This is a genomic window from Sphingobium subterraneum (assembly GCF_014199435.1).
Taxonomy (GTDB): Bacteria; Pseudomonadota; Alphaproteobacteria; order Sphingomonadales; family Sphingomonadaceae; genus Sphingobium; species Sphingobium subterraneum.
On record NZ_JACIJP010000003.1, the window covers coordinates 274,525 to 298,533 of the forward strand.

19 protein-coding genes and 1 tRNA gene are annotated in these 24,009 nt (G+C 63.7%); 7 read left to right on the forward strand and 13 right to left on the reverse strand.

What is annotated here, in order from left to right:
* Positions 1-47: 47 nt before the first annotated feature.
* The 5 genes from FHS92_RS11860 to FHS92_RS11880 all read right to left on the reverse strand — a co-directional run bounded on the left by FHS92_RS11860 (position 48) and on the right by FHS92_RS11880 (position 4,719).
* The gene (locus FHS92_RS11860) at positions 48-1,157 is read right to left on the reverse strand and encodes a glycosyltransferase (protein WP_184080854.1); all 1,110 of its coding nucleotides are present in this window, start codon (positions 1,155-1,157) and stop codon (positions 48-50) included.
* Positions 1,154-1,930 (reverse strand): DUF2334 domain-containing protein, encoded by a 777-nt coding sequence (locus tag FHS92_RS11865; RefSeq protein ID WP_184080856.1) that lies wholly within the window; start codon positions 1,928-1,930, stop codon positions 1,154-1,156. The genes FHS92_RS11860 and FHS92_RS11865 overlap by 4 nt, the downstream gene beginning before the upstream one ends.
* 183 nt (positions 1,931-2,113) lie before the next feature.
* On the reverse strand, positions 2,114-3,295 hold the full coding sequence (locus FHS92_RS11870; RefSeq protein WP_246351951.1) for a glycosyltransferase: 1,182 nt from the start codon (positions 3,293-3,295) through the stop codon (positions 2,114-2,116).
* Between the two features lie 3 nt (positions 3,296-3,298).
* A complete protein-coding gene (locus FHS92_RS11875; RefSeq protein WP_184080976.1) occupies positions 3,299-3,802 on the reverse strand; it encodes a DUF2141 domain-containing protein in 504 nt (167 codons plus the stop codon).
* Between the two features lie 5 nt (positions 3,803-3,807).
* Positions 3,808-4,719, reverse strand: coding sequence for a hypothetical protein (locus FHS92_RS11880; RefSeq protein WP_184080858.1), 912 nt, complete (start codon positions 4,717-4,719; stop codon positions 3,808-3,810).
* Positions 4,720-5,131: 412 nt separating this feature from the next.
* Here FHS92_RS11880 and FHS92_RS11885 point away from each other — a divergent pair, with 412 nt between their 5' ends.
* The 3 genes from FHS92_RS11885 to FHS92_RS11895 are packed head-to-tail and all read left to right on the forward strand — an operon-like array spanning position 5,132 to position 7,471.
* On the forward strand, positions 5,132-5,440 hold the full coding sequence (locus FHS92_RS11885; RefSeq protein WP_246351952.1) for a DUF3489 domain-containing protein: 309 nt from the start codon (positions 5,132-5,134) through the stop codon (positions 5,438-5,440).
* A complete protein-coding gene (locus tag FHS92_RS11890; RefSeq protein ID WP_184080862.1) occupies positions 5,437-5,880 on the forward strand; it encodes a DUF2924 domain-containing protein in 444 nt (147 codons plus the stop codon). The genes FHS92_RS11885 and FHS92_RS11890 overlap by 4 nt, the downstream gene beginning before the upstream one ends.
* Positions 5,873-7,471: a recombinase family protein gene (locus tag FHS92_RS11895; protein ID WP_184080864.1), complete on the forward strand. Its 1,599-nt coding sequence runs from the start codon at positions 5,873-5,875 to the stop codon at positions 7,469-7,471. The genes FHS92_RS11890 and FHS92_RS11895 overlap by 8 nt, the downstream gene beginning before the upstream one ends.
* Positions 7,472-7,682: 211 nt before the next feature.
* On the opposite strand, the gene FHS92_RS11900 is transcribed toward FHS92_RS11895, so the two are convergent.
* Positions 7,683-7,758 (reverse strand) — tRNA-Thr (locus FHS92_RS11900).
* Between the two features lie 199 nt (positions 7,759-7,957).
* On the opposite strand from FHS92_RS11900, the gene FHS92_RS18370 reads away from it, so the two are divergent.
* Positions 7,958-9,604, forward strand: a complete 1,647-nt coding sequence (locus FHS92_RS18370; protein WP_246351953.1) for a PAS domain-containing protein — start codon at positions 7,958-7,960, stop codon at positions 9,602-9,604.
* 82 nt (positions 9,605-9,686) lie between these two features.
* Positions 9,687-14,387, forward strand: coding sequence for an NAD-glutamate dehydrogenase (locus tag FHS92_RS11910; RefSeq protein WP_184080866.1), 4,701 nt, complete (start codon positions 9,687-9,689; stop codon positions 14,385-14,387).
* Here FHS92_RS11910 and FHS92_RS11915 read toward each other — a convergent pair.
* The 6 genes from FHS92_RS11915 to fsa all read right to left on the reverse strand — a co-directional run bounded on the left by FHS92_RS11915 (position 14,373) and on the right by fsa (position 19,918).
* Positions 14,373-14,657: a ribbon-helix-helix domain-containing protein gene (locus FHS92_RS11915; protein ID WP_184080868.1), complete on the reverse strand. Its 285-nt coding sequence runs from the start codon at positions 14,655-14,657 to the stop codon at positions 14,373-14,375. The genes FHS92_RS11910 and FHS92_RS11915 overlap by 15 nt on opposite strands.
* 34 nt (positions 14,658-14,691) lie before the next feature.
* On the reverse strand, positions 14,692-15,414 hold the full coding sequence (gene phbB, locus FHS92_RS11920) for an acetoacetyl-CoA reductase (RefSeq protein WP_184080870.1): 723 nt from the start codon (positions 15,412-15,414) through the stop codon (positions 14,692-14,694).
* Positions 15,415-15,437: 23 nt separating this feature from the next.
* The gene (hemH, locus tag FHS92_RS11925) at positions 15,438-16,442 is read right to left on the reverse strand and encodes a ferrochelatase (protein WP_184080872.1); all 1,005 of its coding nucleotides are present in this window, start codon (positions 16,440-16,442) and stop codon (positions 15,438-15,440) included.
* On the reverse strand, positions 16,439-18,706 hold the full coding sequence (locus FHS92_RS11930) for a xanthine dehydrogenase family protein molybdopterin-binding subunit (protein WP_184080874.1): 2,268 nt from the start codon (positions 18,704-18,706) through the stop codon (positions 16,439-16,441). The genes hemH and FHS92_RS11930 overlap by 4 nt, the downstream gene beginning before the upstream one ends.
* 78 nt (positions 18,707-18,784) lie before the next feature.
* The gene (locus FHS92_RS11935; protein ID WP_184080876.1) at positions 18,785-19,213 is read right to left on the reverse strand and encodes a CoA-binding protein; all 429 of its coding nucleotides are present in this window, start codon (positions 19,211-19,213) and stop codon (positions 18,785-18,787) included.
* 51 nt (positions 19,214-19,264) lie between these two features.
* The gene (fsa, locus tag FHS92_RS11940) at positions 19,265-19,918 is read right to left on the reverse strand and encodes a fructose-6-phosphate aldolase (protein WP_184080878.1); all 654 of its coding nucleotides are present in this window, start codon (positions 19,916-19,918) and stop codon (positions 19,265-19,267) included.
* 206 nt (positions 19,919-20,124) lie between these two features.
* Between fsa and FHS92_RS11945 the strand changes: the two genes are divergently transcribed.
* Positions 20,125-20,772 carry a lysozyme family protein gene (locus FHS92_RS11945; protein ID WP_221231024.1) on the forward strand — a complete coding sequence of 216 codons (648 nt, stop codon included), beginning with the start codon at positions 20,125-20,127 and terminating at the stop codon, positions 20,770-20,772.
* A gap of 282 nt (positions 20,773-21,054) precedes the next feature.
* On the opposite strand, the gene FHS92_RS11950 is transcribed toward FHS92_RS11945, so the two are convergent.
* Positions 21,055-21,723 carry a DUF4197 domain-containing protein gene (locus FHS92_RS11950; RefSeq protein ID WP_184080882.1) on the reverse strand — a complete coding sequence of 223 codons (669 nt, stop codon included), beginning with the start codon at positions 21,721-21,723 and terminating at the stop codon, positions 21,055-21,057.
* Positions 21,724-21,831: 108 nt separating this feature from the next.
* Between FHS92_RS11950 and FHS92_RS11955 the strand changes: the two genes are divergently transcribed.
* Entirely contained in the window at positions 21,832-24,000 is a 2,169-nt protein-coding gene (locus tag FHS92_RS11955; RefSeq protein ID WP_343056724.1) for a primosomal protein N', read from the forward strand.
* Positions 24,001-24,009 lie beyond the last annotated feature (9 nt).

A 24,009-nucleotide genomic window follows, 5' to 3' on the forward strand; every position in this document is an offset into this window, starting at 1 on the left:
CAGTCCGATAGAAAAGAAAATTTCGGGAGGGCCTCGCAGATCCATCGTTACCGCAGGCAGGCGCGGAAGAGTCGGAGGTAGTTTTCTGACGCTTTTTCAATTGTATAGTACCGTGCCTGAAGCAGGCTCGCTTCCGCGTTCTGGCTGGCTGGATTGGCTGTGTTGATCGCCTGTGCCATGGCAGCGACATCGCGAGGGGCAACCAGCATACCCAAGGTGCCATGGCCTAACAGCGCTTTCATGCTGCGGCTGCAGTCGGTCGCGATGATGACCAGATTGGCAGCGAGGGCTTCGATTATAACGGCGGGTACCCCCTCATAATCGGACGACAGCAGGAATATGTCATAATCGCGCAGTGACAGGGCAGGTTCGGCGCAGTGTCCCCTAAATTCTACGATGTCGGCGATGCCCAGTCGCGCGGCTAGCGCGCCGAGCTTGGTGCGCTCTGGACCGTCGCCGATGATAGTCAGCCGGTCCGTTTTTTTCCGCCCCAGTGCAAATGCCTCCAGCATCACCGACAATTTCTTCTGCGGCGCGAGCCGACCGATGGTCACGAAATGGCGCCCGGCGGAGGCGCCGCATCGCGCCGCCTTTCCCCGCACGGTATCGATCATGGCCAGCGAAAGCGCCGGATCGGCAATAACGCTCACATGCGCGTCGGATTTGCCCATGCGCCCGCTGATTTCGAGCGTCATCGGATCGGCCAACGCGACGACATGATCCAGAAACGGCGCCTGAATTCGCAGCCACAGATGATACAGGAGTCGCAAGGGTAATGGCATGTCGCGGCGATCAAGGTCATTGCTGATCTTGGCGATGATCGGCGGACAGCGGGCACCGAGGATCAGTTTCAGTGCCACTGCGACCACGGTGTAGCTATTCCCTGCGCAGAACAGAATGTCGGGCCTTTCCTGCCGAATATGGCCCGGCAAGGTGACCATCATCCATAGTGTTTCCCAAGCCGCCGTATCGAAAAAGGGCTGGCGAGGTGCTAAAAAATCAAGGTCTTTTCCTACATCCTCGGCCATAGCGCCATCGGCGCGTCCCATGAACAGGGATGCTTCGATCCCCGAGCTGCGCCAGTGTCGTACCAGACGCAACGCGATCCGCTCGACGCCGCCCGGTTCGAAACTGTGTAGAAAGGTCAGGATTTTCAAGCTTTGGCCTCGCTTGCGAGATCGATGTAGCGGCTGATGATCCGGTATCGGGCCAGATATTCGAGCGTGCGGTCGATGCTGTTCATCAGTGAGGGCACATGAGTGTCGCCGGGGTGGACGGCCACCCGGATGACGGGAGCGGATCGCAACAGTTGAGGCAATGCGCGGGCCGCCAGCAGGGAGGACGCGATACGGGCGCGGCTGCGGCTCGCCCAAGTAATCACCGGGCCCCTGAAAAGGACGGTTCCGCATTGGGGCTGCCAGACCCGCCAATGATCTTCGGCCAGAGCGAAGCCCGCCCGGATCAGCGCCGTCCGCGCTTCTTCACCATAGAGCCAGGCCGGAGCGATAAAACCCGCCGCGGGTCGTTCGATGATGCGTTCGACCAGCGCCTTGCCATCTATCATACGCGACAGGCTGGTGCACGCGTCCAGCCCGAGAAACTCTCCCTCACGTGCCGTCATAAAGCCCGCCTTTACCCGGTGAAGCGCCGAGCGGTGCGTGCTGTCGTCCCTGTGATACCAGCCATGCACGAATATATCCCGTCCATCGGCGGCCCAGTCACGCAGCTGCGTTGCGAATGGCGAACCGGGGAGGATCGGTGCCTCACCCCAGTGGTTGGGCACTACCAGCATGGCGACCTTCGTGACGGGCACTCGTGCTGCCAGCCGGTCGAGCAGCAGTTCGACCGCAGGCTGCGTGCGTGGGCTAACGTCGTGGATCGAAACCAGCAGATGTGGTCGGGGCGTCGTCTTAAGGTTCTGCAGGGGCATCAGTCTCGGGCTCTCAGCAGGAACCACAAAATTCGCGCGAACATGGACCAGCTTTTACAGTGCCCATGCGCTTTCAGACCACAATGTGACAGACGGTGTATGCTTCGCGCAGGGCGATTGATCACCGCCTCGTCATTGGCAGCGCGCGGTACGAAGGGAACCTGCCCCGTGTGAAGAATAGAATTATGCCGCATTGCTGATCCGATCGCGTTGCTGGAGGTACAGGGAGAAAAGCCGCTGGAAATGCATGTCCATGGATGGGATGCTGTCCGCTTGCGCCACTGCGGCCTCTCGCGCGCCGAAGACATTACCCGCAAGAAAGTGTCGCAGGGCGTCGGCCAGCGATGCAGCGCTCCCGGCAGTGAATAGGGCTCCCTGCCCCGGAACGAACTGGTCGGCCGCGCCGCCGTAGTTTGGCACGACGATCGGCAAGCCACTGGCGCGCGCTTCTGCTGCCGCCATGCAGAATGTCTCGGCTTCGCACCCGTGGACCAGCGCATCGCTGCTCGCGAGGATGGATGCCAGCATGTGCCGGTCACTTACAGGCGCGGCGAGGTGAATATGAGGATTATGCGCTGCGGCCCGCACCACGCTGGCGCGCGATCGTCCGTCGCCGAACAGGATGAGGCCGACCGGATTGCCAAATCCTGCCGCCGTTACGCCTTGGAAAACCATCGGCCATCGTTTCTCTTTCCCATGCCGCCCCATGGCGACCAGTAAGGTAGCGCGCTCGTCCAGCCCGCACCGCGCCAACATCCTCGCACGCAATCTGATGTCGCGAAGACAGGGCGAAAACAGATTCGGCTGCACTCCCATCGGGACGACTTGAACTTTCTTCAGCCCACCCTCGACCAGTCGTCGTCCCAGATGCCCGTTGGCGCAAATGACGATGTCGAACTGATCGTCGAGACGACGCAGATGACGCCAGAACCAGTCGAATTGGCGATCGATCTGGTTGCGCTTCATTACGCCGGAAAACCAGCGATACGCATAAGCAGACAGCGGATCGGCATGCATAATAAGGGCGCGCGGTACCCGGCCTCGCCAACGCGCGACCATCGCGGGACTGCTCCATGGTGAGGACACTTCGACCAAATCGGGCGCCAGCGCATCGAGAACATCGTGCAGCGCTGTCTCGTCCCGGAAATAGCGATACCGTCGGTCGAGCGGAAACAGCGGTGCCTTTACGACGCGAATGAACCCGCCCGACTCCTGGGGAATAACAGCGTCCTGTGCGCCTGGTACCACCAGAACGATCTGCTGTTCTCCCGGTCGTGACGCGCGCAGCTTCTGCTCCACATAAGTTTTTACGCCGCCGCCATGCGGAGAGTAGAAGGCGCAGACATCCACAATGCGCATCGTCATCTTTCATCGTTCCTTAAGCGGGCCGAAGTGGAAAAGTCCCGTGCGGTACTGCAGCGTGATCGCGATATGGGCGGGGACCGTACCGACTACCGCCCGTGCGAGCGCTGCCCGTGGCTTCGACCAGCCCAGCTTGGGATCGCCGGGGAACCCGATACCATCGCTGTTCAGGTTGAAGCGCCGGTCGCCGTTGCGATCATGCAGCAGGCTTAGTGCATAGACACCGGGGGCGGGGGCCCGGATGCACAGCTGAACGTCTCCGGTTGAGGGAACCGCGACCTCGACCCGGCGGAATGTCTTGCCGCTGGCAACCAGCACATTGTCATCCGCCAGAAAATCGGTGTCGTTGTCGGGGTAAAGCTCCAGCTTGAGCTGCCCGGCCCGATCCTTCAGCCCTTTCACGCCGACCAGAAATGCAGGGCCCCTCTCCACGGCACCGCAACGGCCTTCGGCCTTGCCCAGATCAGGTGAGGAAGCGAGCGCCGCTCCCGCAGTCAGAACGGCGAGCATACCCGTCACGCCGATCGTTCCTGTAGCAGTTCGCTACTCGCCAGCAACGCGCCGACGACCAAATGGGCCGCCAGAATCAGGCTCGCCATCAGCGCCATGGCGGCTACGATTTCTGTGTCACGACCGACGACAAAGGTGGCCAGCCCCGCAAATACCAGATCCTTGTTCGGCAGCAGTGGCAGGCGGGACAGCAGCTGGCGCATGGCCGACAGGACCAGCAGCCAGCTCAGGGCCATCGTGGGCAGCAGGATATGCCACATTAGCGCTGCCAATAGCGCGCAGGCCAGAATCCGCGCCATGTGTACCGCGCCGATGAAACAGAGCGCGTCGCGCGGCAGCGTGAACAGCGACTTGCGAAGCACCATTAGCAGAAAGGATGTCGCCAGCACGCAGCCTGCCGAGAGCACGAACGTGTGCGAGCTGACACCCAAGGGCAGCGAACCCAGCAGGGGCGCGGCCAGCAGGAACAGGATCAGCGTCGCGATATTGCCTGTCAGCGCCGAGAGGATCGTCACATCCTTGATCGCTCCGAACGGTGCTGCGACGACATACGCATGCCGACGCGCCCAGGCATAAAAATAGACTTCGCCCAGATAGCCGAGCAGAATCTCGTTGCTGATCAGCTTGCGCAATAGGGCCGCAAAACCGCCGACCGGCAATATCCACAGGCGGCGAAAGATGATCCATTCCGAAAAGGGCGACATCAGATAATAGGCAGAAAAGAGCAACCAGAATCCCGGATGGCGCGGGAAAATCGCTTCTAGTTCTGCGACATTGAGCGACTTCAATTGATAGACGACGCTGAGCAGGATGAGGAACGAGACTAGCGGTCCGGCAATGCGGGTCCACCTGCGTTCGTCGCTCAGCAAGGGGGCAGGATCGATCAGGGGCGCAATCGCTGCAATGCTTTCGTCCATAAACAGTGTGACCCTCGATGCGCATGGCCGAACACCCGGCCGACCCAGTATTTTGGATGAGACGCCGCCAGCGCAGATCTTCCGCAGTAGCGATCTGTATTTCTTGTGTACGCCCTCGACCCGGGCGCCCTTTGCCAGCGTGGTATGAAAGGGATGTGACGCTTGCTCATCCGACCTAGTGATCGGAAATAAGTACAATGATAGTCCGCTAAGCTGCCTGCATCATGGAATAGCGGACTTTCCGGATCGTCCGACATAACTGACATTCCACTCGACTTCCTGTGTAATAGGAGCATTGCTGTTCGGACTGATTAGCGCCGGGCCAGGAGGCTGGCGCCGCCCTGACCGATCGATCGGCGGGGCTGTGGGTGGTGGGAGCAGCACGATGCTGCTCCGGAACGGAGATCACCCCATGAAAAATATCGAAACGACAGAACTATCTACGACCACTGCCACCGCCTATGTTGCCCCCCTCTCCGGCACAAAAACCGCAACCAAGTACCGCACCACAAAATCCGCGGCTGTGACGAAACTGCTATCACGGGCCAAGGGCGCAACGCTGGCAGAGATCGGTGGAGCCACGGGCTGGCAGCCGCATAGCTGCCGAGCGTTCCTGACAGGCTTGCGCAAGAAGGGGAAGGAGCTGACCAAGGAACAGCGTTCTGATGGTTCCGGCGCCTATCGTATCTCCCCGACGGTGCCGGAGGTTATTGCTCCATGATCAATCTAGACGATGAAATGGCCACGTTGGCGAAGATGACACCCTCGCAGCTGCGCGCGGCATGGCGTGTCCAATATCGATCGCCAGCTCCCGATATCGGCCCCGACCTGCTCCGACGCGGAATCGCCTGGCGCATGCAGACGCGGGTCCAAGGTGGACTGACGGTCGCGACACGGCGCGCGATCGACAAGTATCTTACCCGGCTGGAGAAGACCGGCGAGGTTGCCAGCCCCCGCGATCTAACGATCAAGAGCGGGACCCGGTTAGTGCGATCATGGCAGGGGCGCACCTATCACGTCCTGGTTCTCGACGATGGCTTTGAGCACGAGGGGCGCCGCTATGAGAGCCTGAGCCAGATCGCGCGCGCCATCACCGGTGCGCACTGGTCGGGACCACGCTTCTTTGGCCTACGCAAACGAAAGGCACCATTCCGTGGCTGAGCGCAAGCGTTGCGCCGTCTATACGCGCAAATCAACCGAGGAGGGCCTCGAACAGGCGTTCAACAGTCTGGACGCACAACGAGAGGCGTGCTGCGCCTATATCATGAGTCAGGCGCATGAAGGATGGGAGCTTGTGCCGGAACAGTATGACGATGGCGGTTGGTCGGGCGGATCGATGGACCGGCCCGCGCTCAGGCAACTGCTCGCCGATGTCGAAGCGGGCAAAGTGGATGTGATCATAGTTTATAAAGTCGATCGCCTGACCCGTGCCCTCACAGACTTTGCCCGGATCGTCGATATTTTCGACAAAGCAGGGGCATCGTTCGTCAGCGTCACGCAAGCGTTCAACACCACCACCAGCATGGGACGGCTGACCTTGAACGTGCTGCTCTCCTTCGCCCAGTTCGAGCGCGAGGTCACGGGTGAGCGGATCCGCGACAAGGTGGCAGCCTCGAAGCGCAAGGGAATGTGGATGGGGGGTCCGGTTCCGATCGGCTATCGTCTCGATAACCGGAAGCTAGTAATCGACAACCAAGAAGCGGCAACAGTACAACTGATCTTCGAACGGTATGTCGCACTTCGCTCGATCGCCGCGCTGGTCGATGACCTGCATACACGCGAGATCAGGACCAAGCAGCGCACCTACAAGGACGGACGCATCATAGGCGGCATATCCTTCACCAAGGGACCATTGGCGCAGTTGCTCAAGAACCCGATATATCTCGGCAAGGTGCGGCATCGCGATGTACTATATGACGGCGAGCATGCAGCGATTATAGATGAGGCTCTCTGGAATAAGGCGCAGACAATCGCGCGGGACAATGGTCGCGATCACAAGCTTGGCCGCAAGGCCCGCAATCCCAGTCTCCTCGCTGGTATAATCACCGATCCCGAAGGCCGACCGATGACCCCGAGCCACACGCGCCGGGAGGGAAGGCAATATCGCTATTACATCTCTCGCCTCGCGCCGGGCGAGGATCGGCAGAGTGCGTGGCGGGTGCCGGCTGGCGAGATCGAGCGGATTGTGATTGGCACGATCGTGAGTTCACTGCGCGACCATGCCATGACAGCGGATAGCAAGGCTGATACGCTTGTTGCAGACGTTGCCCGGCGCACCGATCTTGCGGAAGATCTGGCGTCTTACCCGATCACGGAGCGACGCTCAGCGCTTCTCGAAATGCATGTGAGGGTTCAGCTTGGCGGGGAATGCATCACACTATCGCTTGGGTCGGACCAAGGCCGGCAGTTCACAATCCCTGCACGACTTGTCCGGCGCGGCTCCGATGTACGACTCGCACTCCCGCCCGGTGGCGAAAAGACACGTGAGGCCGATCCGGTACTGCTGAAGCTGATCGCCCATGCTCGTGCGGCGCAGCATATGGTCGAAAGCGGCATCCCGCATCCCAGCGTGGCGCACTACGGCAAGCGGCACCGCTGGCAGCTGCTGCGCATCGCTTGGCTTGCTCCGGATATCCAAACATCCATCATCGAAGGGCGGCAGCCTCCGCACCTCACCGGGCGCAGGCTTCTGCGCGCCACCAATATACCGTTCGACTGGGCCGGTCAGCGCCGCGTCCTCGGGTTCGACTGAGCCTTAGCATACCCCGAGCATCGCATCTGCAGCCGGAATCCACGAAATCGGGGGTTTGAGAAAAGTCTGCCGAACTGGGCCATTACCGCGGGCCAAGTCGGTCTCTGGATACCATATACCCTCGCTCTTCCCACACAACTTACGGATATTCAGCGATAATGTCGCCGGTCCTGATAGGAGACCAAACTGGCTCCATAAATCAAAGACTGTGTGGTGCCGCTTAGGTGACTCGAACACCTGACCCCATCATTACGAATGATGTGCTCTACCGGCTGAGCTAAAGCGGCACGGGCGAAAACGACGGCGAACATCCGGTGATGCCGTCAGCCAACGGGGGTGCGCATAACAGCACTGCCGCACGCTGACAAGCCAGATTGGAGGCAATGATTATGGTCCTGGGCTTAGCAATCTGTTAACCATGCCCGTGCGAGACTGACCATGGAGCCACATTGTCGGCTGAGTGGGGATCACACGGAAAGAGCGGCCATGGATAACGTGCAGGGTCAGGACAATATCGCAGCGGACGACGCCTATGATTATGGCGCGATCGAAGCGCCGCCGGTCATCGGCGCTGCGGAGCGGCGCATGCATGTCCGCGCCTATAATTACTGGGTGTCGTTGCTGGGTCATCGCGCCTTCCCATCGATCGAAGATCTTAGCCCGGAAGACGTGTCCGACTTTGGTCCCAACAGCGTGCTGCTCGATTTTTCGCTCGGTATCGAAGACCCGGCCATCATCTACCTGGGGTCGGCGCTGCGTGAGCAATGCGGCGTCACCGGCCCGGTCGAACGCACATCCGATGTCCCCGCGCGCTCGCTGCTGACCCGCCTGACCGACCATTATCTGCAGATCATCGCGAACGCGGCGCCGGTGGGTTTCGAAGCCGAATTCACCAACCAGCGCGGGGCGGAGATCCTCTATCGCGGCATATTGATGCCGTTCTCGTCCGACAACGAAACGATCGATTTCATCTATGGTGTGGTGAGCTGGAAAGAGCTGGCCAGCCAGAGCGAAACAGACGCCTTGGGCGCGGAAATGGCGCAGGCCTTGCGGCTCGCGCCCCATGGCGCATCGACCACGCCCGTGTGGGCGGACAGCCCCTCGGCAACCAGCGACCTGCCGGATGTCGACTTCCCTCGCTCGTCCTATGATGATGCGGACAGCGACGGTGAGGCCGAAGAACCCATGCTGCTGGGATCGGACATGATCGAGGACGCGGCTCCCGCCGCCGCCGATGAGGATGATTTCGGCTTCGACATCACGACCGAGGAGAGCGGGCAACCCGTGGATCCGGCGGCCACAACAACGCTGGACCTCACCGAGCTCGAAAGTGAGGCGGCCGACGGTTCGTCCGATCAGGACGCAGACGAACTCGTTCTGGATGAACTCATGGCCGATTTCGATGACATCAACGATATCATGGACCTCGACGTCGAGGACATTCTGCCGGACGATGATGCCGGAAACGGAGGACTGACGCTCGTTTCGGCAGGACAGACACCGGATATCGGCGATGTTCTGGATGTGCGCGAGGCCGACGATGATCTCGATCACGCCCTCGATCTTGCGCGCCAGAGCGCCATCGAAGCGCGCGAGACCGATGCACGCAGCCGCGCGGCTCTCTATCGCGCGATCAGTCTTGCGTACGACTTCTCGCTCGCCGCGCGCAACCGGGCGGACGATTACGCCGCCCTTCTGGAACGGACGGGAATCGTGGCGACCGAGCGCTCGCCCACTACGGCGATCGTCAAACTGGTCTTCGGCGCGGATTACGAGAAAACCCGGCTCGCGGAATACGCGCTCGCCCTGGATTATGCCACCGGTGAAGGCCTGCGAAAGGGCGATCTGGGTCGCCAGCTTGCTTTTTACCAGGGTGGCCTCAAGGGGCTGGTGCGCGACGTGCGCATTGCTCGCCGCCAGGGCGAAGTCCGGCCCACCCGCAGTCTGGAACGGGCCAAGCGCAAGCTCGCCAAGGCCAAGCCCATTGCCATTGTCGACCTTCCGGTCGACGAACAGGGTATGGCGGTCGTGGTCGCACGCAGGGAAGCGGACGGGAGCCTGTCCATTCTCGGCGCGTTGGCGCCCGACGATAAGGTCGCGCAACAGACGATGATCGCGGCCTGCCGCAAATAGGAACTTTTGCCGGTGCATCCCTGCCGGTCGGACTGCTATAAAGAGAAAAGGCCCGTTATACTGGCGGGGTAGGAGAGACGGCATGGCAGATATCGAATCCGGCACGGGGGCGGAGGCAAAAGCCACGCTTCTCGCTGAACCCGTGCGCGCGGCGCTCGTCCATGGCGCGCTACCCGGCGAGCCGGATGCGCTCGAAACCGCGGCGCTGGACCGGGTCGCCCACTTTCTGACAGAGGTGGCCTCGCAACGCCAACCCGGTCAGCCCGTCGTCAAGATCGAAAGCAGCGAGGTCAAAGGCGCGCAGCACAATCGCGGCCGGATGCACCTGATGCAGATCGCGGTCATCAACGATGACATGCCGTTCCTGGTCGATTCTATCGCCAACTGCTTTTCGGCATGCGGGCTGGTGATCCACCGCCTGCTCCATCCCGTGCTCTGTGCCGAGCGCGATGCAAAGGGCGTTCTCGGCCGGTTTCAACCGGCCGACCTGCCCGGCGGCCGCCGCGAATCCCTGATCTACATCGAAACCGACCGGGTCAACGCCAAGCAGCGAGCGGCGTTGGAAAAGGCGCTGACGACAACCCTCGACCATGTGCGCGCCGCGGTGTCCGACTGGAAACGCATGCAGGATGCCCTCACGGCGGACGCCGAACGGGTGACCGACGATGAAGGCTCGGCCCTGCTGCGATGGCTGCTCTCCCGCAACCTGACGCAGACGGGCTATGAGCTGCGCCGCCGCGACGGGAGCGTGGGGCAATCGCTCGGCATCTGCACGCTCACCACAAAACAGGGGGGCGAACCCCTGCTGAGCGAGGCAACGATTGCCGCCGCGTTCGAGTGGTTCGAGGAAGGCGGGCGCACCCCGCTGGTCGTAAAAAGCAATCAGGCCTCGCGCGTCCACCGCAACAGCCTGATCGACATGTTCATCATCCCGGTCCGCGAGGGCAAGACGATTTCCGCCCTGTCCATCCACGCAGGCATGTGGACCAGCGCGGCGCTCGCCAGCCCGCCGGACAAAGTGCCGGTGCTGCGCGCGGCCCTGTCCTCGCTGATGGACAAGTTCCGCTTCGATCCGTCGGGGCACGCGGGCAAGGCGCTGTTCCACGCGCTCACCACCCTGCCCCACGACATCGTCATCAGTTTCGATCGGACCACTCTGGAACGGCTGGCGCTGACCCTCATGTCGCTGTCCGACCGCCCCCGTCCCCGGCTGGTGCTGGCGACCGCCGCGCTCGCCCGCCATCTGTACGCCTTTGTCTGGCTGCCGCGCGACGACGTGTCGACCGCGCGCCGCGTGGCGATCCAGAACATGCTGGTCGATGCCGCCAACGCGCCGCTGTTGAGCTGGTCGATCGCCATGGAGGAAAATGGTCTCGCGCTGCTGCGCGTCACGCTCGACCTGCGTTCCGGCGGCGTGGTCCCGGACGAGGCCCTGCTCGACAGCCAACTCAAGCATATGGTGCGCGGCTGGGTACCCGCCGTGGAAGCTGCACTTGCCGACTTCGAGGAAGCCGGACGCGCCGCCGCTCTGGCGGAGAAATATGCCGCGGGTTTCCCGCCCAATTATCGCAACGGCGCGGGACCGGAGGAGGCCGCGCTGGACATCGTCGAACTGCACGCGCTGGCGGGCGAGGAGGACGAGAAACGCATCCGCCTCTACCGCAACGGCGATGACAGCGCCGATCGGCTGCGCCTGAAGCTCTACAGCCACGCGCCGGTCGCGCTTTCCGATGCGGTACCCGCGCTCGAAAATTTCGGGTTCAAAGCCATCGAGGAACTGCCGACGATGATCGAGCGCGGCAAGCTCGGTCATATTCAGCGTTTCCTGCTCGCCCTGCGCAACGGCGGCAGTGCACAGGCCGTGCTCGACCGGTCCGATCGGGTCGGTCATTCGCTGGCCAATGTCATCAATGGCGAAGCGGAAGACGACCGGTTCAATGAACTGATCGTGTCGGCTGAGCTGGATCATCAGGCCGTCGTGCTGTTCCGCGCGATCTACCGTTATCTGCGGCAGACCGGGATGCTCTATGCAATGGCGACGTTCGTCGACACGTTGCGACGGGAGCAGACGATCACCCGCGCGCTGATCGACCTGTTCGTCGCCCGTCATGATCCGGCTTTTTCCGGCGATCGGGACAGCGCCGCGAGTGCTGCCGATCAGGCCGTGACCGCAGGATTGGATGCGGTGTCCGCGATCGACGACGACCGCATCTTGCGGCTGGTTCGGGCGTTCGTTCAGGCAACGCTGCGCACCAATTTCTTCCTTCCCGCCGGGCGGGAGGCGCTGGCGTTCAAGCTCGACAGCGCGAAAATTCCGGGGCTGCCCGCTCCCCTGCCGTGGCGGGAAATCTGGGTGTACAGCCCCCGTGTCGAGGGCATCCATCTGCGCGCCGGGCCGGTGGCGCGCGGCGGCCTGCGCTGGTCCGACCGGCGGGACGATTTCCGCACCGAGATTCTTGGGCTGATGAAGGCGCAGCGCGTGAAAAACGCGGTGATCGTGCCGACCGGCGCGAAGGGTGGCTTTTATCCCAAACAGCTTCCCGACCCGGCGACGAACCGCGACGCGTGGCTGGCCGAAGGCACGGAAAGCTACCGCATCTTCATCCGCGCGCTGCTCTCGGTCACCGACAATATCGTCGCGGGCAAGGTCAAGCATCCCGCGCAGCTCGTAGTGCACGATGGCGACGATCCCTATTTCGTCGTTGCCGCCGACAAGGGCACCGCGACCTTTTCCGACATCGCCAACAGCATCGCGCTGGAACGCAAATTCTGGCTGGGCGATGCCTTCGCGAGCGGTGGATCCAACGGCTATGACCACAAGGCGATGGGCATCACCGCGCGCGGCGCGTGGGTGTCCGTCCAGCGGCATTTCGCCGAAATGGGCACCGACGTGCAGAGCGAGAGCATCCGGGTCATCGGCTGCGGCGACATGTCGGGCGACGTGTTCGGCAACGGCATGCTTCTCAGCAAGGCGATCAAGCTGGTCGCCGCGTTCGACCACCGCCACATCTTCATCGATCCCGATCCCGATCTCGCAAAAAGCTGGGCGGAACGCTCGCGCCTGTTCGCCCTCCCCCGCTCGAGCTGGGACGACTACGACACGTCGCTGATCTCGAAGGGCGGCGGGGTGTTCCCCCGCACGCTCAAGAGCATAACGCTCACTCCGGAGATGCAGGCGATCATCGGCACGCAGGACACGGACATGGAGCCTGTCGCCCTGATCTCCGCGCTGCTGCGCGCGCAGGCGGATCTGCTCTGGTTCGGTGGCATCGGCACCTATGTGAAAGCCGCGTCGCAAAGCCACAGCGAGGTCGGCGATCCCGCGAACGACCGGTTGCGCATCAACGCGGAAGACCTGCGTGTGCGGGTCGTCGGCGAAGGCGCGAACCTGGGCGTCACGCAGGCGGGGCGCATCGCCTTCTCGCTCGGCGGCGGGCGGATCAACACCGATTTCATCGACAATTCCGCCGGTGTCGACTGCTCCGACAACGAAGTGAACATCAAGATCGCCCTCAACCGCGAAATGCTGGAAGGCCGTTTGAGCTTCGAAGACCGCAATGCCCTGCTTACCCGCATGACCGACGACGTCGCGCATCTGGTGCTGGAGGATAATCGGCTTCAGGCGCTGGGTTTGTCGATCGCCGAGTCCGCCGGAGCGGCGGGCCTGCCCGGTTACGTCCACCTGATCGAACGGTTCGAGGCCTCCGGCAAGCTGGATCGCGCGGTCGAGGGGCTGGCGAGCAACGACCAGTTGCTGCGCCGCGCTCCCGATGGACGCGGGCTGACACGCCCGGAACTCGCGGTCCTGCTCTCGACGGCCAAGCTGACGCTCCAGGACGCGATCGAGCACAGCAATATTGCCAGCGATCCCGCGACGACCACTGACCTGATCGCCGCTTTTCCACCGGAAATGCAGCAGAGCCAGCATGACGCTATCGTCTCGCACCAGCTGCGCGGCGAAATTATCGCGACGAAGCTCGCCAACCGCATCGTCAACCGGCTCGGCCTCATTCACCCGTTCGAGCTGGAGGAGGAGGAAGGCTGCTCGCTTGCCGACATGGCCAGCGCCTTTGTCGTGGCCGAGCGGATCTACGACGTTGACCAGCTCTGGGCCGCGATCGACTCCACTCCCATGCCGGAGGCGGCACGGCTGACCCTGCTCGGCAAAATCGCCTATTTCATGGCCGGGCAAATGGCCGATATCGTGCGCAACATGCCCACCGGATCCTTGCCCACGGCCGGACTGGACCAGCTGAAGACAGGCGTCGAAAGGCTGATCGGCGCGAGCGAGGCACTGATCACCGAAGAACAGCGCCAGCGCAACCGCGCCCTGCTGGACGAGCTGGTCGCGCTCGGCGCGCCGGAAGATATCGCCAGGCGCACGACCCTCCTCGCCTATATGGATGGCGCTGTGGGACTAGCGTATCTGTCCGCCCGTCTGGAATCGGATGGAGAAATGCTGGCGATGGCCTTTGTGAAGCTGGGTGACGTGATCGGGCTGGACTGGCTGCAGGCCAGCGCATCACGGATCGCCCCTTCCGATCCCTGGGAGCGGCTGCTGATGTCCGGCGTCGTGCGCGACATGAAGCAGTTGCGGCTCGATTTCCTGGTGCGCCAGGGCAAGGGCGATCCGATTATCCAGATCGATCGCTGGGTGGATAACCACCACAAGCGAGTACAGCAATTCTGCGACATGCTGCATCGCGCGCGCACCGCCCCGGTGGTGCACGCCGCCATGCTGGCCGAGCTTGCGAACCAGGCGCGCGGGTTACTCGGGCGGTAGGATCCCGGCGCCGCAATAGCGCTGCCACAGCCAGCACCGGATCGCGCTCGCCAGGTTGGCGGCCGGAACCTCCTTGGAAGCCGACCCGCTGAACCCGGCGATCCGTTCCGCATCGATCCGCGCGATGAGGCCACTGACGGGCAGACCATCCTCCTGCGCCGCACGGCGCAGCGCCGCCCAGAACAGCGGCTCCAGGCTGATCGAGGTCTGATGACCGGAGATAGTGACGCTGTGCTTGACCGGTCCGGCGAAGAGCGGCGCTTCGCTCATGTCCTCCGGGCCCGGTCGCTTCGACACAGCCGCGTCAATACATGTGCTGGCCGCCGTTGAGCGACAAGGTGGAGCCGGTGATGAAGCCTCCATCCTCGGCGCACAGAAACGCAACGCCCCGCGCGATTTCCTCGGCATGGCCCAAGCGCCCGACCGGAATCTTCGCGACGATCTTTTCGAGCACCTGCGGCGGAACCGCGGCAACCATATCGGTATCGATATAGCCGGGCGCAAGCGCGTTGACGGTCACGCCGAACTTTGCACCTTCCTGCGCCAGCGCCTTGGTAAAGCCGTGGATGCCGGACTTGGCGGCGGCGTAGTTCACCTGCCCATATTGGCCGGCCTGCCCATTGATCGACCCGATGTTGACGATCCGTCCCCAGCCCCGCTCCCGCATGCCGGGAAACACGGCCTTCGCCATGTTGAAGCAGCCGCCCAGATTGACACGGATCACCTCATTCCAGTCGTCGAAGCTCATCTTCTGCAGCACGCCGTCGCGGGTGATGCCCGCGTTGTTCACCAGCACGTCCACCGGCCCGAGATCGCTTGCGACCTGCGCGCAGCCATCGAGGCACGCCTGATGATCGCCCACGTCCCAGCGATAGGCCTTGATGCCGGTGCGATCGGAAAATTCCTTGGCCTTCGCCTCGTTACCCGCATAATTGGCAGCGACGGTCATTCCCGCATCCCGAAGCGCAAGGCTGATCGCCTCGCCAATTCCGCGTGTGCCGCCGGTGACGATCGCTACTCTGCTCATGCTCAGGCTCCTCTGGATTGTGGTTAGGTCAGCCATCCTTGCAGATTCTGCCGCATTAACCGTTGATAGAAATCAATAGCCCGCGTTTCGGCGTTCAAACAAGGGATATAGCCAAAAAATTCGCCACCATTTTCGACAAAAACATCCCGGCCGCGCAACGCGATCTCTTCGAGCGTTTCGAGGCAGTCGGCCGAGAAGCCGGGCGCCATCACGGCCAGCGATTTTACTCCGCCCCGCGCCAGCCGCGCGAGCGTATCCTCGGTCGAGGGTTCCAGCCATTTTGCCCGGCCGAAGCGGGACTGGAAACTCACCTCCACCGGCCGTTGCAGGCGATCGGCGAGCAGGCGCGCGGTCTTGCGGCACTGGCAGTGATAGGGATCGCCCAGATGCAGGGTGCGTTCCGGCATGCCATGAAACGTGAGCAGCAACGCGTCCACCGGCCGCCCCAACTCGGCCAGATGCGCCTGCGCGCTCTCCGCCAGTGCATCGATGTAGCCAGGGTCGTCATGATAGGGCGGCAGGGTGCGGATCGCCGGTTGCCAGCGCATGCCGCCCAGCGTCGCGAACAGCGCGTCATTGGCCGTCGCGGTCGTCGCCGAGCTGTATTGTGGATAGAGCGGCGCAAACAATATGCGCTCGCACCCGGCTTGCTTCATCGCGGCGATCCGGCTGGCGATCGATGGGTTGCCATAGCGCATCGCCCAGTCGACCAGCACGCCTTCATCGGCAAACCGCTCGGCCAGGGCCCGCGCGGTGTTGCGGGTATGAACGGCCAGCGGGGATCCTTCATTCGTCCATACCTGCCCATAAGCGTGGGCGGATTTTTTGGGCCGCGTGTTGAGGATGATGCCGCGCAGAATCGGTTGCCACAGCAAGGGGGGGATCTCCACCACCCGCCGGTCGGAGAGAAATTCGCGCAGATAGCGCTTTACCGCCGGTGCATCGGGCGCATCGGGCGTGCCGAGGTTGACGATCAGGACGCCAACACGCGGCGCGGGGATGTCGGGATGATCAGTCGGGCGGATCACGCGACCGGCACCAGCGGCAGGTTACGGTGCCGCCGCCCTGTCACGGTGAACAGCGCATTGGCAAGCGCCGGAGCCACCGGCGGCACGCCGATCTGCCCCACGCCGCCCGGCTCCGCACTGCTCTGGATCAGCTCCACGGAGATTTCGCCGATGTCCGAAAGACGGGGCAGACCCAAACGGCCCATGATCGCCCGCCGGGGCAATCCGCCGCGATACTCCGCAGCGCCGCCCAGCGCGCTCGCCAATCCGAACATCAACCCTCCTTCGATCTGTTGCCGCGCGATGTCGGGATGCGGCTGGTCCCCGCAATCGACGACCGCGACGATGCTGTCCACACGCGGTCGCCCATTGTCCATGCTGCATTCGACCAGTATCGCGATGAAACTTCCGTCCATGACATGGCAGGCGATCCCCTGCCCGCTCCCGGCGATACCGCCCTGCCATCCGCCCATTGCGGCAGCCGTAGTGAGGCAATGGGCGAGACGCGCCTGTCCGCCGAGCATCTGGATGCGGAAAGACATGGGCTCGATGCCCGCCTGATGGGCAAGCTCGTCGATAAAGCTCTCGGTGAAAAACGCGCTCGCGCCATCCGCATTGGCGCGCCACCGCCCGGTGGGCAGCGCGATGGCGGCGGGATAATGATCGACCGCGAAGCTCGACAGCGCATAGGGCCCCGGCATACCGGAAACGGCCAGCCGGTTCGCGCTACCGGCACTCGTGCGCGCGGCCTCCATTGGATCGGCCCCATCAGAAATGCGCGCCCAGGTTTCCGCTAACGCTGTGGGAGAGGCGACCTTCGCGGACCAAGCCTCAATCCGGCCACCCCGCCCCAGCCGTGCCGCCATCCGCGCCTTGGCGGGCGCACGGGGACGATCCTGAATGGTTTCCTCCAGACGCGACCACAGTAGCTGGACCGGGCGGTTTACCTCTTGCGCGAGAAGGGCCGCCTGCACCGCCGTGTCATGCTCCATCCTGCGGCCGAACGATCCCCCGGCGGACAGCGGATAGAGCACCACCGCGCTCTCCGGAAAGCCGAGCGCCTTCGCCACTGCCCGGCGGCAGAACATCGGGGCCTGCGTGGCGGTCCACACTTCCGCCTTGCCGTCCTCCACCCGCGCGGTCGCGCAGGGCGGTTCGATCGCGAGGTGGAGCGCGGGCGCAACGCTGTATTCCCGCTTCACCGCCTGCGCGCCCTCGAACATCGCGGCGAGATCGCCCTGCTCGTAGAGGCGCCGTCCCTGTTCGCTCTCAAAGGCGTCGTCCAGCGCCGCATCGATGCGCGCGGAAGACAGCGGCGTGTCGGCCACCATGAACTGCGGGTCCAGCGCGTCGAGCGCCTTGTTCGCCGCCCACCAGTCGGTGCCGAGCGCCGCGACCCAGCGCTCCCGCTTCACCAGTTGCACGAACCCCGTGACCTTGCGCGCGGCGGCTTCGTTGATCGCCCCCAGCGCAACCGCGCCGACCGGCCCCTGCCGGATCGAGGCGAACAGCATATCGGGCAGGCGAATGTCGGCGGCATAGTTATGCGATCCGTCGACCTTGGACGGCAGGTCGATGCGCGCCACATCCTCGCCCCACAGGCGGTTCTCCTCCCCCTGCCGCTCGGGCAGGATGTCGGGCAACGTAAAGGCGGCCGCTTCGGCGGCGAGCTCCCCGATGCGCAGCTTGCGCTGGCCATCAGTCACCAGCCCGTCGACGATGTCACAGGTTTCCCACGGCACGTCCCAGCGCGCCGCCGCCGCCTTGCACAGCAGGACGCGCCCGGCCCGACCCGCCTCGCGATAGGCCTGCGTGAACATCCGCACCGAGGTCGATCCGCCGGTCAGCATGATCGCATTGCGGGTGGCAAATTCAGCAATCGCCCAGCGCCCCGCGCCGCCCGCCAGCGCGCTCCAGTCGCTCGCCAGCGCTTCCCCGGCGAGCAGGCTGTTCGCGTAAAGCGGGCTGATCGGCGCGGACTGGACTGCGACCGTGCGCCAGTCCGCGCCCAGCTCGTCGGCCAGGATCTGCGGCAGCACGGTGCTGACCCCCTGCCCCATCTCCGCCTGCGGCACGACGACGATAATCTGCCCGGCGGTATCGATCTTGAGAAACGCGTTGAACAATGTCTCATCCGACGCGACCGCGAGGTTCGGGCGATAGCTGCGCGGCCACACACCCCACGCGATCAACAGGCCCGCGACCGCACCCCCGCCGATGAGCAGCGAGCGACGGTCGACCCCGGCCCCGCCTGTATCCCTCACCCGATCCACGATCCGCCGCATGTGATCCTGATAGTCAAGCGACGGTCAAAGGCAACGGCGATTGTCGTTCCGCGCCCCGTTTCGGTCGGCGGCCGTCCGTCAACCGACCGGCGCGATGCCCAGGCGCGGGATCTCGATCGCGGGGCAGTGGTTCATCACGACCTTCAGCCCCGCCGCCTCGGCGCGCGCGGCGGCCTCCTCGTTGATGACGCCGAGTTGCATCCACACCGCGCCCGCGCCCACCGCGATCGCCTCGTCCACGCTCTCGCCGGCCGCCTCGCTGTTGCGGAAGATATCGACCATGTCGATAGGCTCCCCCACATCGGCGAGCGACCCGACGACATCCTGCCCGTGGATCTGCTGCCCCACCAGGCCGGGGTTGATCGGGATGACGCGATAGCCGTGGGCGAGCAGCCGCCCCATCACGCCATAGCTCGCCCGGTCAGGCTTGGGCGACGCGCCGACCAGCGCGATGGTGCGCACGGTGTTGAGCAGGTCGGCGATGTCTTCGTCACGGGTGAGCGGCATGGGGTGATCTCCTTGTTCAACAGGAGATAGGATGCGCGCGCCGCGATGCAATCAGAGGATCGACTGCCCCGTCGCTTCCCAGTCTTTCATGAACCCCGCAATGCCCTTGTCGGTCAGTACGTGGTTGAACAGCGACTTGATGACGGCGGGCGGCGCGGTCATCACGTCCGCGCCGATCTTCGCGCTCTGGAGGATGTGGATCGGGTGGCGCACGCTCGCGACGAGGATTTCGGTGCCGAAATCATAATTGTCGTAGATGAGGCGGATGTCCTCGATCAGCTGCATCCCGTCAAAGCCGTTGTCGTCATGCCGCCCGACGAAGGGCGAGATGAAGGTCGCGCCCGCCTTCGCGGCGAGCAGCGCCTGATTGGCGGAAAAGCACAGGGTCACGTTGACCTGCGTCCCCTCGCCCGAGAGCGCCTTGCAGGTCTTGAGGCCATCGATGGTCAGCGGCACTTTGATGCAGACATTGTCGGCGATCTTGCGCAGCACTTCGGCTTCTTTCATCATCGTCGCATGGTCGAGCGCGACGACCTCCGCCGAGACCGGGCCATCGACGATGCCGCAGATTTCCTCCACCACTTCCACGAACTTGCGCCCCGATTTGTGGATCAGCGACGGGTTGGTGGTGACGCCGTCGAGCAGCCCGGTTTCGGCCAGATCGCGGATTTCGGCGGTGTCGGCGGTGTCGACGAAGAATTTCATGGGTGCGACTTTCGTGTGCAGTGGGATGAGTCGCGGGGAGGTATAGAGGGTGGGACGGGTTGGGGGAATGGGGTTGGGAGCAGATCGCTATTGGCTTTATCGAAGCTTCGTCTGGAGGATTATCATATGATGCGCCTATCGTCATTTCACGCGCGCGGGATTTTTATTTCAGATTATGGTAAGATAATCTGAGTACAGAAATAGGTATGAGCAAGAACGAGCTAGGTTATTCGCACCGAATCCGTAACATAGACCCTCGATTTTTTCCCATATGGCTTATCTGCGTCCCTTCCCTATTGGCACTCGCAGCCCTATTTCCACGAAACGGACAAGAGCTTTATCCGGAGCATCCTGCTGACGGATGGCTTGCATTTGCCTTCAGTGTAGGATGTGGCATTTTTTGCTTCATCACCGTGTCTCGTAAAGCTCCGAGCAATTTCCGTAATGGCTGTTCGGCTCTATTATGGGCGTTTTTGGCGACCTTTATTTTCCTGCCGACGACCGGCATTGCGCTCGAACGCATTCACCAAATTATCGAGTTCACTGGCGTCAAAATAACAAAAAGCGAGCGCGAATTCCCGATTTATCGAGGGGATATTCACCGTAGCAAAGGCATCCACTACGAGATCCTTCTAAAAGACTATCCCGTGCTGCTTGAAATCGACCCAAGTGACTACTTAACGGCGTTTGCAAATGTTGATCAGGTGTATCCTACTGGATTTTGTATCCGCGCGAATGTGCAGACTACGGCTCATGCTGCACGCATTATGACCCCCGACTGGCCATTTCCAGCGGGCAGTCTGGTACGTTGCTCAAGGGTGTCAAGTAACCGTAACCAACAACAACCTAAATAATCTACAACACCCCCCGCGCCGCAATCAGCATCGGGTCATTGGTCGACCGCGGGTTCGCCCGGATGTCCGCTTCCTCTTTCCCCATTTCGGCGAAGATCGCGTTCGTCGCCTTCGCGTCATGGCATCCCGTTCGTCCTGAGTAGCCGTTGAGCCTGTCGAAACGGCGTATCGAAGGATGTGCGCAAAGGCAGCCCTTCGATACGGGTCTTCGGCACGCTCAGCCCCTACTCAGGGCGAACGGCGAGAGGTGGTGTTTGTGCATCCCAGACGACGCCAACCCCCTCACAACACCCCCAACGCCGCAATCAGCAGCGGGTCATTGGTCGAGCGCGGGTTCGCGCGGATGTCCGCCTCCTCTTTCCCCATTTCCGCGAAGATCGCGTTGGATGCCTTGCGTGTTACATCATCGCGCAGTCCGGCGAAGTCGATGCCGGTCGCCAACCGAAGCGCGTCCGTCACCACGGCGCTGTCGAACAGGCGCAGCCCTTCATCGATGCCGGGCAGCATCGCGGGGATGAGCGCGTCGCCCATGCGCGCTTGCAGAAAGCCGGTGGCGGCCGATCCTCCGCCGCGCAGCAAACTCGCCGCGTCCTCGGGCGAGATCGACTGGATGGCGTCGGCGATCACCGGGGCGGCGCGCTCGGCGCCCCGCTCCGCCGCGCGGTTGACCTGTTTCAAGAGGCGGTCGCGCACGACGGCGCTCAGCAGCACGCGGGTGAGCACCGATCCGCCCCGGCCTCCGCCCAGCCGGTCGGGCAGGCTAATCTGCGCGATCTGGCTGTCGTAGAAGCCGCCGGGCGCCATCAGCCGCGCCAGCGCCCGCTGGGACGAGAGGGTGAGCAGGCGGCGGATCACTTCCGCCAGGCTGAAGCCGCCCCCGCCTGTGCTGCACCCCGCCAGCGCCAGCGCTCCGGCGGCCGCGCCCGCGACCAGAAAATCCCTGCGTTGCATAAGCCACCCTCTCCCCACATATGGATGTTCGATGGTGGCAGTCTCCCTCTTTTGCGCGCGAAAGAAAAGCCGTGTTTTGCTGCGCTCCCCGGCCTGCGGGGGCGGACGGTGAGTCGCGCGCGGGTTATCCTGCTCAACGCCGCGCTGGGGCCGCTCGATTATCGCGTGCCGCACGGGATGGAGGTCGCGCCGGGGAGCATCGTCGTCGCGCCTTTGGGGCCGCGCCAGCTCGTCGGCGTTGTGTGGGAGGAGGACCGCTTTCCCGATGTCGAGACGGTCGGCGACAACCGGCTGCGGCCGCTCGCCGGGCTGGTCGATGCGCCTTCGCTGCCCGCTCCGCTGCGCCGCCTGATCGAGTGGACGGCGGATTATTACATGGCGCCGCTGGGCGCGGTGCTGCGCATGGCGCTCTCGTCCTCCTCTGCGCTGGAGGGCTCGCAGTCGGTGGTGGAGTATCGCGCGACCGGGCTGGTGCCGGACCGGCTGACGCCGCAGCGGCGCCAAGCTCTCGACGCGATCGGCGACGCGCAGGGGATGGTGCGCGAACTGGCGGAGGTTGCGGGCGTGTCCGTCGCGGTGATCCGGGGGCTGGCGAAAGCGGGCGCGCTGGAGCCGGTGACGGTCAGCCTCGACACGCGCATGCCGGTGCCCGATCCGGACCACGCCGCGCCGGATCTGAACGACGTGCAGCGCGCGGCGGCGGAGGAACTGTGCGCGGCGGTGGAGGCGAGCGCGTTCCACCCGTTCCTGCTCGACGGGGTGACGGGATCGGGCAAGACCGAGGTCTATTTCGAGGCAATGGCGGCGGCGATCCGGCGGGGGCAGCAGGTGCTCGTGCTGCTGCCCGAAATCGCGCTGACCGAGCCGTTCCTGAAGCGCTTCGCCGCGCGTTTCGGCGTGATGCCGGTGGCGTGGCACAGCGGCCTGCGGCAGAGCGAGCGGCGGCGGGCGTGGCGCGCGGCGGCGAACGGGGAAGCGCGCGTGGTGGTCGGCGCGCGATCGGCGCTGTTCCTGCCCTATCCTCGCCTCGGGCTGATCGTCGTCGATGAAGCGCACGAGGCGAGCTTCAAGCAGGAGGACGGCGTTCATTATCACGCGCGCGACGTCGCGGTGATGCGCGCGATGATGGAGGAATGCCCGGTCATCCTCGCGTCCGCCACTCCGGCGATCGAGACGCGGCATCAGGTCGAGATCGGCCGCTATACCGAGATCAAGCTGCCCGCGCGCTTCGGCGGCGCGGAAATGCCGGAGATTGTGGGTATCGACCTGCTCACCGATCCGCCCGAGCGCGGCCGCTGGATCACGCCCAGCCTGATCGCCGCGATGGACGAGACACTGGCCAAGGGGGAGCAGGCGCTGCTCTTTCTGAACCGCAGGGGTTATGCACCGCTCACGCTTTGTCGCCATTGCGGTTATCGCTTCCAATGCCCCAACTGCACCGCATGGATGGTCGAGCACCGACTGACCCGCCGCCTCGCCTGCCACCATTGCGGGCATGTGATGCCCACGCCGCGCGAATGCCCCGACTGCCATGAGGAAGACGCGCTGGTCGCCTGCGGCCCGGGGGTGGAGCGCATCGCCGACGAGGTCGCGCTGCTCTTTCCGCAGGCGCGCGTCGCGATCGTCACGTCCGACACGCTCTGGTCGCCGGACCGGGTGGCGGATTTCGTCGCGCAGGTGGAAGGCGGCGCGATCGACATCATCATCGGCACGCAGCTCGTCACCAAGGGCTATCACTTTCCCAACCTGACGCTCGTCGGCGTGATCGACGCGGACCTGGGACTGGAGGGCGGCGATCTGCGCGCGTCGGAACGCTGCTTCCAGCAGATCGTGCAGGTCTCGGGGCGCGCCGGACGCGGGGAAAAGCCGGGCCGCGTGTTCATCCAGACGCGGATGAAGGAGGCCCCCGTCATCAAGGCGCTCCTCGCGGGCGACGCCGAGCGCTTCTACGCGACCGAGACCGCCAACCGCCGCCACGCCAATGCGCCGCCATTCGGGCGGTTCGCCGCGATCATCATATCGAGCGAAGACGCTACGCAAGCGCTGGAAACCGCGCGGATGATCGGCAAGCACGCCCCGGATTTCGAGGGGCTGCGCGTCTACGGCCCCGCCCCCGCGCCGCTTGCCCAGTTGCGCGGGCGGCACCGCCACCGCCTGCTCGTCCACGCATCGCGCGGCGTCGATGTGCAGGGCGCGATCCGCACGTGGCTGGGGCCGCTGTCATGGAAATCAGGAACGCGGGTCGCGGTCGACATCGACCCCTACAGCTTTATGTAGCGGCCCCTT